This window comes from Sporosarcina aquimarina, assembly GCF_019748715.1.
Taxonomy (GTDB): Bacteria; Bacillota; Bacilli; order Bacillales_A; family Planococcaceae; genus Sporosarcina; species Sporosarcina newyorkensis.
Map to the genome: position 1 here is coordinate 47349 of NZ_JACLBZ010000008.1, position 13908 is coordinate 61256.

Sequence of the window (13908 nt, forward strand, 5' to 3'; positions counted from 1 at the left end):
AGTCTGATATTTTATATTTTAAATAATGTTCAAGAAAACACAATATTATGAAGTTAATGGACGTTTTGGTCTTTATGGTATTTTCCCTAAACACATGAAACTTCTATTTTATTGAATAATAGCGAGTTGGACGACCTATATTCCCGTACTGCAATTCAATATGAACCTTCCCATTAACTGACAAAAAATCTAAATATTTACGGACAGTTACCCTTGCCATTCCAACTTTTTGAGCTAACTGTTCGGCAGTCAACGGATGTTCTTCATTCTTGAGACCGACAAAAATCTGCTCCAAGGTAAATTCATTTAACCCTTTTGGAAGTGCACTTATTTTTTCAGCACTTCCAATCCAAAGATCGATATCTTCCTGTTTTAATTTATCAATCGTATTGAATTTCCAATAGTTTTTACTGAATTTTTGAAGCGCTTCTTGAAAGCGTTCAAAACGAAAGGGCTTTACTAAGTAATCCACTGCCCCGAACCGCAATGCTTCACGAATGGTAACCGCATCCCGGGCAGCCGTTATCATAATCACGTCACTCGATATATTCTCCAACCGAAGTTCCCTTAGTAACTCAAGCCCTGACATGTCTGGTAAGTACATATCAAGTAAAATAAGATCAGGCTGAAGTTTATGTATGTCTTCAATTGCCGGTTTACCTTCCGCGGCTTCACCTACCAACTTGAAGCCATCCAACCTTTGCAAAAAGCCTTTATTCACTTCTAACACCATAGGATCATCTTCTATTATGTAGACCGTTAACTTATCCATATTTTCTTTCACCTGCTTTCAATGTAATGATTGTCCCTGATTCTGGCGGAGAATACGCCGTAATACTGCCTTTATTGGAGTCCAAAATCTGCTTTATTAAAGCCAATCCAATTCCTCTTCCCTCTTTCCTCTTCATGCTGAATCCGTAATCAAATATTTTATTTGCCTCTTCAGGTAACCCGCATCCACTATCCTGTATTTCGATAAATAAATAATCTCTATTACCTTCAATCAACAGCACAATCTCTTTCTCTTGCTCCAGTAAGCAAGCTTCCATAGCATTATCTATTAAATTCCCTAAAATTGTAACTAGATCGCCACTTGAAAACCCCGTCATCACTTCAGATAAATAAGACTCATCGTCAATAGTAAAAAGAACACCTAATTCCCTAGCACGTGATCGCTTCCCTATTAGAATGCCTAAAATTGAATAATCAGAAATTCGTTCTTTCAGAAACTGCATCACTTCTTGTTCATCGGAAATTTCATCTACAATCATAGTAAGTGCCTCTTTTGAACGATTGAGCTGTATCAGACCTGCAATACTATGTAACTTATTCATATATTCATGGTTTTGCGAACGCAGTGAATCGACTAGAGACTTGATACCTGTTAGTTCTTCCGCAAGTGTATGCGCCTCTTTCTGATTAGTCATCATTAAAAGGGAACCTACACGTTGATCATTTACGTTTATAGGAAAGATACGGACTAACAGCATCGTGCCGTTCAGAAGTAAGGGTCTATGCGTCATTTCTGCTTCATTTTTCAACACTTCCTCTGTTACCCATGTATCAGGAAACGCGTCTGCTACTGGGATGATTTCGTTCTCCAAACCTGTATACTGCTGGGCTAACCGGTTCATAAAGACAATTCGTTCCTTCTCATCCGTAGCCAAAATTCCGATATCCATCGACTGCATCATGCTGGAACGCTCCTCGACCAGACGTGCAATTTCATAAGGCTCCATATTAAAGGTTTGTTTCTTTAGATGGTTAGCAATAAACAACGAACCGATCAGGCCGATGAGCAGACCACTCATCAATGAAAATAAAATATCGGTCTTGTAATCATTTAATAAGCTTTGAAATGTCGGTGATAGAATGCCAACTGAAACAACACCAATTTGTTTGACGCCTTCATCATTCATAATCGGTACGAAGGCTCGAATTGCAAACCCCATAACACCTTGAGCTTTTGATATATATTCGTGTTCCGAAAGTGAAGCCTGCTCATCCCCGCCCTCAAATACTGTACCTATTTTACTTTCTGAGGGATGTGAATAGCGGATCCTTTCCATATCAAATACAACAATATAATCTACATCTGTTGCCAATCGAACTCTCTCAGCAATTGGCTGAATGGAGGAAGCACCGTTCGTTTCACCAACATGCGTCTTAATATCTGGCAGCTGAGCTACCGTTCGGGCAATCGCAATAGCTCTTGCTCCGAGTTCTTTTTCAAAAGCGCCAGAAATATTATGGATCATAATTGCTCCACTCGTCATGACAGAGAAAAACACAAGAATAAATGAAAAGATAAACATTTTCATACGAAGCGATATTCGATTCATTCAGAAATCTTCCTCTCACCTAATCGCGGGATACGCTTTATTTTAACAGAATATTAATTATATAGTAGAAAGGTATTAAGGAGAACAGTTATACTTAATTTTTCCAATAACTAAGTCATTTCGCACTAAATATATTAAACTATCATTCTTTTGAAACCTTTTATAAAGTTGTCCGTACAATCTAGTATACCTGTACACAAAACAGGTGAGTTTTTCCAAAATAAGAAATGGGGGTTTTATGTAGTGAAGAAGTTAGGTTCTTGGTTATTTGCTTTCGTATTACTGTTGGCTTTTGCAGTTCCAAACAGTAATGTACAAGCAGCAAGTAACGACTCAATGAAGCTGGTAGTCGATGGCGTGGAAGTTGCGGGCTATGAGCAACCGTTTTTATCTCATGGTGAAGTGCTGATCCCAGTTGAAAATCTTTTTAAAGAGGCTGGTTACTCTGTCTCAAAAGACAAAGGCGTGGTAACGGCAACAAATTCTCAATTGACAGTAGACTTTAATGCTAGTGCTGGAAAGATTTTGGTCGATGGAAAGAAAGCAGATACTGTATTTCCCCTTACACTAAATAATGGAGGAAATTATATTTCAGATTCGTTCCTATCTACATTGGAAGGCTTTGAAGTATCCGTTTCAAATGACAAAAAATCTGTACAAGTAACAACAAATCGTGTGAAAGATGTTGAAGGTTTTCTTGAAAAGATGCTCGACGTTGATTTGAATAGTTATTCTGCAACGATGAAAATCGATCAGAAAATGAAAACATCCAATCCTGAGGAAGAAGAAATCGACATGATCATGGACATGAAAATGGATGTGATCGAAGATCCTCTTGCACTTTACACTTCAACGAAGATGCAAATGAATATGGATGGCGAGAACCTCGATCAATCATCAGAAGCGTATTTGACGAAAGATGGTTTCTTCCAATACGATAGCATGGTAGATAAGTGGATTAAAATGGATGACGAATTAACAGATGCATTATTCGATTCATCCGTTCAACAAATGGACCCACTTGCACAGCTCGAACTAACTAAAAAGTTCATCGACGGCATTCATATTTACGAATATGAAGACCAGTATGTTATGACACAAACGATAACGAATGAGCAATTCCGTGAAATTCTGGATGAAGTAATGGCGCTTCTGCCTGGTTTACTTCCTGACGAAACTACTGAGAGTGTAATTCAAAAAGTAGAAGGTGTGTCAGTTGACGCTAAAGCTACGGATTCTGAAGATGCAGTAATCGAAGAAGAAACAACTGAAGAGGAAGTAACAGACGAAGAAATTGCTGACGATTTGGAAAGTATCTTGGATGCTTTAGATATCAATATTGACGAATTCCTTGTTGTTTCCACTATCGATAAGAAGACATTGTTCCCACTTGAAATGTCAGGCGTTACGAAAATGACGATGGGCATTGAAGACGAAACAATCTCAATCACTCAACTTATTTCAGGTGCATACAGCAACCATAATAACGTCGAAGAAATTAAAATTCCTGCCGATGTAATCAAAAATGCAATTACAATGGAGGAATACTTGAACGAATTAGGCTTGGATGAAGAAGAAGCTGAGCCTGAGCTTGAAGCATAATAACTAGTCAACGAGAGCTCCTTTGTTCTGTATTGAGAGCCTCTCACCGATAAATCTAGTAAAAGCCCATTCCATTGCGAATGGGCTTTTTTAATAACATTGGCTCTGACACTCCATTAATGGCTGGCTGTATTTCGTATTTTTCCATCCTTAACATACTCACCACATGGTATGCTAAATGCATCATCCTTTTCTAAGGGAGGTCTGGACATGATTCGCATCCGAAAAGAAGATTTAACCAGCCATCAAATCCAGTCTAAACCTTTCGTCAATTTACATATGAAAATGATTGTTCTGATCGGTGCACTCGTCGTCACAATTATTTTGCTGATTGGTGGATTTATGAGTTTCTTTGTAACGGATACAACGGAAGCTCAAATTGGGGAAAGAGCTCTTAGCGTTGCCACCAGTGTATCGCTGATCCCTGAAATTCGTGCCGCATTTCATTCAGACGACCCTTCTGCTGTAATTCAGCCTATCGTGCAACAGATACAGGAGCAAACGGATGCAAAATTTATCGTTGTCGGTAATCGCCAAGAAATTCGTTATGCGCATCCAAACCCCGACCGCCTCGGTAAAAAAATGATCGGTGAGGACAATGAACGAGCTCTTATGTTCGGTGAATCATATATTTCAAAATCTGTCGGCTCATTAGGAAATTCATTACGAGCGAAGGTGCCTATATATTCTAATGAAGAAATTGTCGGTGTCGTGTCGGTAGGATTTTTGGTGGATTCCATCGAGTCTGTGATTTGGGATTACAGTAAAGAAATCTGGTTCGTCCTTCTAGGAATTACAGCAGCAGCGATTTTAGGTTCTATTGTAATTGCAAGTTATATCAAGAGAGCATTGTTTGGATTAGAACCCGAAGAAATCTCCTATTTATTATTTCAAAAAGAAACCATTCTCCACTCCATTCATGAAGGCATCGTAGCGACCAATGCAGAAGGACAAATAACGATGATCAACTCTGCCGCATTGAAACTTTTAACTGGAGACGACGCGCATACAAACTCCTGGATTAGTCAGTCAATCCACACAAGCTTTCCAAATTCTGATTTGCCATATGTGTTGAAGAATGGTCAAGCTGTATTTGATCAAGAAAAACTTTTTGGTACGCACAGTGTTTATGTCAATAGTGTCCCAATTTTCTATGAAGATAAATTACTTGGTGCCGTTTCAACGTTCCGTAATAAAACAGAGATCGAGGAATTAACGAAGAAATTGACCCACATCCAACAATATGTTGATGCCTTGCGCTCACAGACACACGAATTTTCGAATAAACTTTACACAATCGCAGGACTTACACGGCTCGATAAAAAAGAGGAAGTGCTAGACTTTATCCAAAATGAAACGAAAATTCAGCAACAATGGATCGATACATTACTTGATGAAATACAAGATCCTTACGTAAGTGGACTGCTTGTTGGAAAACTAAACCAAGCAAGTGAATTGCAAGTTGATATTTCTATTCAACCGGGGAGCCGCTTGCATACCGCTTTGTCCGAGCGCAGCCGACAAGCACTGTTGACTGCTGTCGGAAATTTGCTGGATAATGCATTTGACGCGGTTTATGATGAACGGGCAATTTCCCGGGAAATATCTGTTTATTTCACGGATATCGGACAGGATATTCTATTTGAAATTGACGACGCTGGACCTGGTATTGAAGACACTCTGCTCGAGAAAATTTTCACTCGAGGCGTTTCTACAAAAAAAGGCACGGGCAGAGGTCATGGTCTGGCGCTGACAAAACAAGCCATTGATGCAGCAAATGGTCAACTTTCCATAGAACCTAGTGAGTTAGGAGGCGTTTGTTTCATCGTTTCAATTCCAAAAAGCAACTGAAAGTAGGTGTTTCGAATGATAAAGACATGGCAGGTAGTAATTGTGGAAGATGATTTTCGAGTAGCTGAAATTAATCGACGGTTTGTTGAACAAGTTTCGGGGTTTAATGTATTGGCAGAACTGAGGACAGCAGCAGAAACCCTGCACTATTTACAGCAAGCCGAACAATTGCCTGATCTGATCTTATTGGATGTTTACATACCGGATAGTCCAGGACTCGAACTGTTTTGGCGTCTTCGTAAAGACTTTCCATCCATCGCTATCATATTGGTAACAGCCGCTAAGGAGACAGTTACAGTAGAAGCAGCTTTACAAGGCGGTGTATTCGACTTTTTGATTAAACCGGTTGATTTTGATCGATTCAATAAGACATTTACACGCTACCGAAAACAAAAAGTCTTATTAGCCTCCAAAAAAGAAGTCAATCAAGAAGAGCTGGACCGTCTCCTATTCGGATCAGGATTACGTGCGGACAAGTCGATCACTGCCGACGGATTACCAAAAGGAATTGATCGTTTAACGCTGGAACGTATAGAAGAAATCTCAGAACACAGCTCGGCAGAAGGCATTAATGCCTTCGATGCCGGCGAGGCAGCAGGTGTCAGCCGGTCTACCGCAAGGCGTTATCTAGAATATTTGGTGTCTGTTGGGAAAGTAAAAGCCCAGCTGCAATATGGTGATGTTGGGAGACCTGAGCGAACTTACGTCAAAATTTAATCTAATCCATTCGTGAGCAAAATGAACAAAATGCATACAATAAACTCTATTTGTTTTATTTCCATAAGCTTTTTAGCTGCTTTTTCCTATGATACATTATGAACAACTTTAAGAAAGAATTTTCGGATACCTCATTTTGTATCCGCTTACACCTTTCTTTCATAACTTGTACTTTGGAGGGAAAAGCTATGTTGAGTATCATAGGGTTATTAACTATTTTCATAATTGTCGCTCTTCTGATCAGCGGCAGAATCACACCGATTGTTGGTCTGGTCATTGTACCAATCTTCGGAGCATTTTTTGCCGGATACAACTTTAAAGAAATTGGAGAGTTCTTCGGGAGTGGTATTGACTCGGTCATCAGTGTCGTCATTATGTTCATCTTCGCAATTCTGTTCTTCGGAGTTATGCAAGATGCGGGAGTCTTTGATCCACTTATCAATACAATGATCAAAGTATCTCGAGGAAATGTGATTGCCGTATCGATGGCGACTGTTGTCATTGCTGCGATCGCCCAGCTAGACGGTTCAGGCGCTTCAACATTTTTGATTACGATTCCAGCTTTATTACCTCTTTATAAACGGTTGAGAATGAGCCCATATTTATTATTATTACTCGTTGGTACGTCTGCGAGTATCGTCAATATGGTGCCTTGGGGAGGTCCCCTTGGGCGTGCTGCCGCCGTCCTTGGCGTTGATGTCACTGAATTATGGCGTCCTTTGATTAAAATCCAAGTGATCGGTTTGGTGTTATTAGTTGCAGTCGCCTTTGTTCTTGGAATGCGCGAAAAACGTCGAATTGCCAGAAAGGTTACAGATGATTCTTCTGACGAAGGTGAGTCCATATTCGATGAGGTTGAGGATGAATCAACCAAAACAGCTAACTCTCTTCACCGTCCTAAACTGCTTTGGATTAATGTAGTCATTGCACTGACTGTTATCGGTTTACTCGTTTGGGGTAAAGTCCCGGCCGGCTTTATCTTTATGATAGGATTCAGTTTGGCATTGCCATTGAATTATCGTACAGTGAATGAACAAATGGACCGAATTAAAGCCCATGCGCCAAATGCTTTGCTTATGGCAGCTATCATCTTAGCGGCAGGTTCATTCTTAGGTATATTGAATGGAGCCAATATGCTGGATTCCATTGCAACAGATTTGGTGAAAATTCTTCCGGCATTTATCGTGCCTTATTTACATATTATCATTGGATTCTTTGGTGTTCCTTTTGATTTATTACTCAGTACGGATGCCTATTACTTTGCATTGTTGCCGATTGTAGAACAAGTTGTGTCAGGCTTCGGTGTACCTTCAATCTCCATTGCCTATGCATTGATCGTTGGAAATATCATCGGTACATTCGTCAGTCCTTTCTCCCCTGCCCTTTGGTTGGCACTTGGCTTAGCGGGTCTCGAAATGGGTAAGCATATCCGTTACTCTTTCTTAATCATGTGGGGTTTCAGTATCGTATTGTTCCTTATCACAATGGCACTTGGCGTTATTACATTTTAAGTCGGATGGTACGAAAAGGCTCTCAGCAAAATGTCGCTGAGAGCCTTTCTCTTATCCTATTTTCACGACTGCGCGTTGCTGTTTGGATTGAATGACCTTTAGTGCATAGAATACACCAATAACTGCTGAAACTACAATTCCTGTCCCCACGGAAACTCCATAGCTTAAGCTCAAACCTTCCGGTGCATACATCCAATACGTTATGACGACTGCTGTCATGAACAATGCAGGAATCCCCGCAATCAAATGTGCTTTGTTTTCCCTCATTAGATAAGAGGTAGCGGTCCACAGCATTACAGCTGCGACTAGTTGATTCGTACCGCCAACATAGCGCCATAAGAAAGAGTAATCAATCATCGACAAATAAAACATAGGTGTGCCCAATAAAAGTGTAACCGCTAAAACGACCCACTTTTTATTAGGATCCATCCACTTGGATACGGCTTCAGTAAAAATCATTCGTGCCGAACGAAGTGCTGTATCACCTGTAGTGATAGGTAAAATAATGACACCTAAAATAGCCAATAGCCCACCGAACGAACCTAATAATGTACTTGAAATTTCATTGACTGCCCCCGCAGGTCCTCCTGCTGCCAACGCTTCTTGTAAACCCGCTGTACTGCCAAAGAACGTCATGCCGGCAGCAGCCCAAACCATCGCAATAACTCCTTCTGCGATCATCGCTCCGTAGAATACTTTACGGCCTTCTGATTCCTTTTTCATTGTTCTTGAAACAATCGGGCTCTGTGTACAATGGAAGCCCGAGATGGCTCCACAAGATATCGTTACCATCAAAAGCGGCCAAATTGGTAAATCACCTGGATGCAAGTTCTGCAGTGTTAAATTCGGGATTTTTTCTGTTCCAAATAATAAAGCGACCCCAATCCCAACAGCCATAATAATTAAGACAATCCCGAATACCGGATACAAACGTCCAATAATCTTATTAATAGGTAAAATTGCAGCTAAAACAAAGTATCCGAATATCAAAATAAGTGAAACCATGAATGACAAAGGTGTAATAGACGAAATTAGCTGTGCGGGACCTGCCGTGAAAGCTGCCGCAACTAATACCATCAATACAACGGAAATAACATTAATAAACCGGCGTGCAAAATCTCCTAAATATTCTCCAACTATTTTAGGGAATTGTGCGCCTCCATGCTTTAAGGACAGCATGCCTGAAAAGTAATCATGGACAGCACCGGCAAAAATACTGCCGAACACAATCCAAATAAATGCCACAGGACCATATAACGCCCCTGCAATCGCTCCGAAAATCGGACCGAGCCCAGCAATGTTCAATAATTGAATCAACCAGCCCTTCCACCAGCTCATTGGTACATAATCCATACCATCTGCTTGGGTATAGGCTGGAGTTCTTCGCGAATCGTCAATAACGAAAACTCGTTCAACCACTTTTGAATACACTAGATATCCCACAATCAGCAAGACGATTGATGATAAAAATGTAAGCATAAAACCCCTTCTTTCTCGTCTTCTTTTCTATAACATTATCTGCCTGTAGATTAATCAGACAATTCATTATCTTAGTATATAATAGTTAGAAAATTATATCAACATAGATTTTTTAATTAAGTTAAAAAATTTACAAACTAAAATAATGAACGGAAAAATTTCATAAAAATCCTCAAAAAACATCTGAAGAATGAATTATTCTCCAGATGTTTTTCATCTTTCAACTTCCAAAATAGATTGATTGGGATTGTCTTTTCCAGCTATCTCATCCCGAATCAAATAAGCACCAAGCATGCTGTAAACTGTGCCATTTCCACCTAGCCCAATTAAATAATAGACATGCGATTCATTTGGATGACGGCCAATGACTGGCAGTTCATCAGTCGACTCTCCAAATACAGCAACCCACTCATATTCAGATCGAATTTCTCCATTCGGGAAAAGCTTCTCTAATTCACTTCTCAACTCATCGAACTTTTTTGCGGCTGCATCCGTTGAACTCAGCAGTTTCTTGGCATCTTGATCAAGCCCGCCAGCAATGATTCGCTGATCATCCGTCAAACGCATGTATAAGTAAGGACGTTTTGTCTCCCATATCATCATGCGCTCATGCCAAAACGATAGATCCTCTATTGGCTGCGTAGCGACAGCGTATGTGATTTTGAGGTCTTTCTGAGGAACGTCTAATTCTGGAGCCGGTGTGTAACCTGTTGTCACTACGACAGTCCGAGTATAAAAATCTCCCTCTGATGTATTTATTACTGCATATTCATCTTGATCATCGATCTCCAGAACTTCTGTATATTCAAAAACATCCATCCCTTTTTCATAGGCGTATTGAACTGCCCCGATACATAAGCGAAGGGGGTTTACTTCTGCATCCCCTTCCGTGACGATTGCAGCAGGTTGCGAAAATGGGAAACGCGCCTCAATGTCTTCCCGCTCCCAATATTCCACCGGAAAGCCATATTTCTGTAATGCCTCATATTCTTTTTTTAATCTTGAAACATCCTCTTCTGTACTTGCATAATACAGGCTGTTTCGTGTATGGAAATTGACATTAAATGACGTATGGTCAGCAACTTCCTGAAGCTGCTGCAACGCTTTTTTGCAAGAAAGATAAAACTCTAATGCTTGCTCTTCCCCGATTTCTTCTATCAATTCATGAAGCATAATATCATTTGAGAATTGCAATAAACCAGTGTTGGCTGAAGTACTGCCCCCTCCCACTTCATTCTGTTCAATCATAACGAGCGAATAGCCTTCTTTCGCTAAAACAAAGGCACAAAGCGCGCCCGACATTCCGCCGCCTATAATTGCAATATCATATAGTCCCTTCCTAGCACCATTTTTAAAGCTTTTTCTGTCAACTGTAGTTTCCCAAAACAAAGAACCTGTATGTAATTTCATCTATGAATCTCTCCTGCCTATAGTTTCTTCCTATCTACCCTTAAACCGAAAGTCGAAACTATCTTTCTGCGCTCCCTCTTTCTCCCGTGAGTGGGCAAGAAATGAAGAGGAACGAACCAAGATACCGTCACATCGAACCAAAGTACTGTCGAACCGAACCAAAAATCTTCTGAACCGCACAATAATAATGGCAAACCGGGCCAATCCCGGTTTACACCGCACCAAACGGATCACAAACCGCACATTTCCTCTGTCATACCACCTTTTAAGACAAAAAAGTAAAAACCGTTCGAAAAGTCATGTGAAAACGACTTCTCGAACGGCCTGATTTCTTCTTAACAATTTTATTCAACCTCTAAACGGCCACCATACTCCGCGACCGAATGAAACGGTAATTGCCGGAATCAACAATGGCAGAATGATCAAGCCATACAACAGCAATCCCGAAATCACAATCATCGCGATCTGCACTAGACTTAATACTCCAGAAGGCACCATCGCTCCAAACGTACCGGCTAAGATAACAGCCGCCGTAATGATGACTGTTCCCATCTTCGCCATCGAATGCATAAGAGCTTCCTTCGTTTTCATCCCACCGATGCTCTCTTCGCGGAAACGATCCAGCAAGAAGATGGAATAGTCCACCCCCAGCGCAATCAACATGATGAAACCGAAGAACGGAACTGCCCAACTGATACCATCATACCCAAGACCATTTACGAAAATGAGCTCCGTAATGGAAACAGCTGTATAATATGTTAACAGCAATGAACCAATCATATAAAGTGGCATAATTGCTGAACGGAACAAAATTAACAGCACGATGAACAAACCGACTAGCATAATCGTTACCGTGCGTGTGAAGTCGGCAGATGAAATATCATCCAAATCTGAGTTCATACTGGAAATCCCGCTAAACGCAAGCTCCGCATCTTCGAAAGGAGTTCCGATTACAGAGCGTTTGACTGTATCCTTGATATCATGCACTGTCGAAATCGCTTCACGAGAATATGGATTTTCTGTCAAAATGACTTCCATTAAAATTCCCTTTTCCTTATCGAATGTATAGCGATCGATAACCGGCTTGAACTCTTCTTTTTCAAGCGTGCCGGATGGAATGAATAACCCTGTATCCCGAACACTTTTCGTGTCGCCCATATCATTCAGCATTTCAGCAAGCTCATTCAAACCTTTGCTAACTTCAGCCAAACCATCTTTAGCGGCCTTCACACCGCCGGACAATTCTTTCAAACCACCGCTGAGTGCACCAATTTGTGAACCGCCTTGATCAACTTGGGAGGCTGCGCCAGCAATTCCCGAACTGATTTTCTCAAGTTCTGTACTGAGGGCATTTAATCCGCCAGCTGCTTGTTCGGCGGGCATCCCCTGCTGCAAACCGCCGGCAATTTGCGCTAGCTGTCCATTGATCTGCTCTACACCGTTTGCTGCTTGGCGTAGTCCATCTCCGCCTGCGGAACCGGCTGGCAACTGCCCACCAATTTGATTTAATCCACCTTGTACACTGCCAAGTCCTTTACCGATTTCATCCAATCCATCGGTTGCTTCATTTAATCCATCTGCCATTAAGGCAATTTGATGATCTACATATAAGTCTTCCAACAACTCGCCTGTCGGACGCGTAACCGTACGAACGCTTTTGACGCCTTCTACTTTTTCTAAGTCGCGGGCGATCGCTTCCAGATATGTCACATCGCCTTCCTTGACGATCGGAGAATCTTTTCTCAGCAATACTTGCACAGGCAATGAATCCCCTTCTCCAAACGCCTCGGAAATTAGATTCAATCCTTTAACCGATTCTTTGCTGCTGTCGATTTCATCTACTGTATTGAAAGACAACTCATTATCATAAGTCAATAAAAGAGGAATGGTAATGACAGCGACAACCAGCATAGATACGAGCGGACGCATAACGGATACTTTACTGAACGCAATCCACAGTTTACTATCTTTATGAGACGCTGCACCTTTAGATGGCCAGAATAATTTATCCTTCAATACCGACATCAATAACGGTACGATCGTATAGAGAATGACCATCAGCACTGCGATTCCGACGGCTACAGCCACTGCTGATTTAAAGATCGGGAAATCTGCAAAACCGATTGCCGCAAAACCAATAAACACTGCGAGCGCACTGATGAACAATGTGCGGCCAGCCGTCTTATACGTGTTAACAATCGCTTCTTCCACTTCATGCCCCGCAAGTAACTCTTCCTTGTAGCGACTCAGCAACAGAATACAATAATCCGTACCTAAACCGAACAAAATAGCCACTAAGAAGATTTGAGTGTAATTGGATACCGGAAAACCGAACCAATCGATGAAAAATGCCACAAAAGATTGGCTCAATAAATACGTAATACCGACAGCCACTAATGGAACAAACGGCGTGACGATTGAACGGAAAACGATGAGCAATAAAGCGAAAATCAATACTACTGTTATCAGTTCCGTCTTTTTCAGTCCTTCTTGCGCACTTTCATTGACGTCATCATTAATAATGGCTTCACCAGTCATATAGATGGTCTGGTCTTTCGGCAATACTTCCGTTTTAATTTGATCTGCCAACGTGATAATTTCATCCTGTGTCCCGTCGACTGTAATCGGTACTAAGACTGTTTTCTTATCTTCAGAAACGAGCTGGTCTTCCATCTCTTCACTTTCAAATGGGTCCAGCACTTCTGTTACCGTTTTGCTGAGATCCTTGATTTCTTTCACTGTCGCAGAAATTTCTTTCTTTTTCACTTCATCTGCTGCTTTCTCTAGCGGATATACGAGTGACAACGTTTCTTCTGCTTCACCTGCAGCCTCCAACATTTTTGCTGCTTTTTGCGAATCAGCGCTGTCGAGTAACTGGAACGATCCGGCATCTTCCGCCTGCTTCGCCAAGTCAGGAGCTGCTATGAATAATACAGCAGTCAATATAATTAAACCGATTGCTATCGGCCATTTAAGTTTTAAAACGGTTTTCACAC

9 protein-coding genes and 1 pseudogene are annotated in these 13908 nt (G+C 41.1%); 5 read left to right on the forward strand and 5 right to left on the reverse strand.

Annotation, left to right across the window (positions count from 1 at the left end; genetic code table 11):
• Positions 1 to 103: 103 nt before the first annotated feature.
• Entirely contained in the window at positions 104 to 772 is a 669-nt protein-coding gene (locus H7J92_RS03690; protein WP_221835403.1) for a response regulator, read from the reverse strand.
• Positions 765 to 2342, reverse strand: a complete 1578-nt coding sequence (locus tag H7J92_RS03695; RefSeq protein WP_221835405.1) for an ATP-binding protein — start codon at positions 2340 to 2342, stop codon at positions 765 to 767. Before H7J92_RS03695 ends, H7J92_RS03690 begins: the two co-directional genes overlap by 8 nt.
• A 336-nt stretch (positions 2343 to 2678) precedes the next feature.
• Between H7J92_RS03695 and H7J92_RS18020 the strand changes: the two are divergent.
• From H7J92_RS18020 to H7J92_RS03715, 5 genes and pseudogenes are all read left to right on the forward strand, one after another.
• Positions 2679 to 3029 (forward strand): annotated as a pseudogene (locus tag H7J92_RS18020) (stalk domain-containing protein); the annotation flags it as partial.
• Between the two features lie 18 nt (positions 3030 to 3047).
• Positions 3048 to 3944, forward strand: a complete 897-nt coding sequence (locus tag H7J92_RS03700; protein WP_425516841.1) for a DUF6612 family protein — start codon at positions 3048 to 3050, stop codon at positions 3942 to 3944.
• Between the two features lie 210 nt (positions 3945 to 4154).
• Positions 4155 to 5795, forward strand: coding sequence for an ATP-binding protein (locus tag H7J92_RS03705; RefSeq protein ID WP_221835407.1), 1641 nt, complete (start codon positions 4155 to 4157; stop codon positions 5793 to 5795).
• 15 nt (positions 5796 to 5810) lie between these two features.
• Positions 5811 to 6512 (forward strand): response regulator, encoded by a 702-nt coding sequence (locus H7J92_RS03710; protein WP_221835408.1) that lies wholly within the window; start codon positions 5811 to 5813, stop codon positions 6510 to 6512.
• Positions 6513 to 6700: 188 nt separating this feature from the next.
• On the forward strand, positions 6701 to 8023 hold the full coding sequence (locus tag H7J92_RS03715) for a CitMHS family transporter (protein WP_246602491.1): 1323 nt from the start codon (positions 6701 to 6703) through the stop codon (positions 8021 to 8023).
• 51 nt (positions 8024 to 8074) lie between these two features.
• Here the strand turns inward: H7J92_RS03715 and H7J92_RS03720 are convergent, their stop codons facing one another.
• The 3 genes from H7J92_RS03720 to H7J92_RS03730 form a co-directional block, all read right to left on the reverse strand.
• Positions 8075 to 9502, reverse strand: coding sequence for a carbon starvation CstA family protein (locus tag H7J92_RS03720; RefSeq protein ID WP_221835410.1), 1428 nt, complete (start codon positions 9500 to 9502; stop codon positions 8075 to 8077).
• 213 nt (positions 9503 to 9715) lie between these two features.
• The gene (locus tag H7J92_RS03725) at positions 9716 to 10912 is read right to left on the reverse strand and encodes an NAD(P)/FAD-dependent oxidoreductase (protein WP_221835411.1); all 1197 of its coding nucleotides are present in this window, start codon (positions 10910 to 10912) and stop codon (positions 9716 to 9718) included.
• A 348-nt stretch (positions 10913 to 11260) separates the two neighbouring features.
• Positions 11261 to 13906, reverse strand: a complete 2646-nt coding sequence (locus H7J92_RS03730; protein WP_221835413.1) for an MMPL family transporter — start codon at positions 13904 to 13906, stop codon at positions 11261 to 11263.
• Between the last annotated feature and the right edge of the window lie 2 nt (positions 13907 to 13908).

Excerpts from the sequence above, each read along its gene's own strand:
- H7J92_RS03690 (WP_221835403.1), bottom strand. The coding sequence starts at position 772 with ATGGATAAGTTAACGGTCTACATAATAGAAGATGATCCTATGGTGTTA.
- H7J92_RS03695 (WP_221835405.1), bottom strand. The coding sequence starts at position 2,342 with ATGAATCGAATATCGCTTCGTATGAAAATGTTTATCTTTTCATTTATT.
- H7J92_RS03700 (WP_425516841.1), top strand. The coding sequence starts at position 3,048 with ATGCTCGACGTTGATTTGAATAGTTATTCTGCAACGATGAAAATCGAT.
- H7J92_RS03705 (WP_221835407.1), top strand. The coding sequence starts at position 4,155 with ATGATTCGCATCCGAAAAGAAGATTTAACCAGCCATCAAATCCAGTCT.
- H7J92_RS03710 (WP_221835408.1), top strand. The coding sequence starts at position 5,811 with ATGATAAAGACATGGCAGGTAGTAATTGTGGAAGATGATTTTCGAGTA.
- H7J92_RS03715 (WP_246602491.1), top strand. The coding sequence starts at position 6,701 with ATGTTGAGTATCATAGGGTTATTAACTATTTTCATAATTGTCGCTCTT.
- H7J92_RS03720 (WP_221835410.1), bottom strand. The coding sequence starts at position 9,502 with ATGCTTACATTTTTATCATCAATCGTCTTGCTGATTGTGGGATATCTA.
- H7J92_RS03725 (WP_221835411.1), bottom strand. The coding sequence starts at position 10,912 with ATGAAATTACATACAGGTTCTTTGTTTTGGGAAACTACAGTTGACAGA.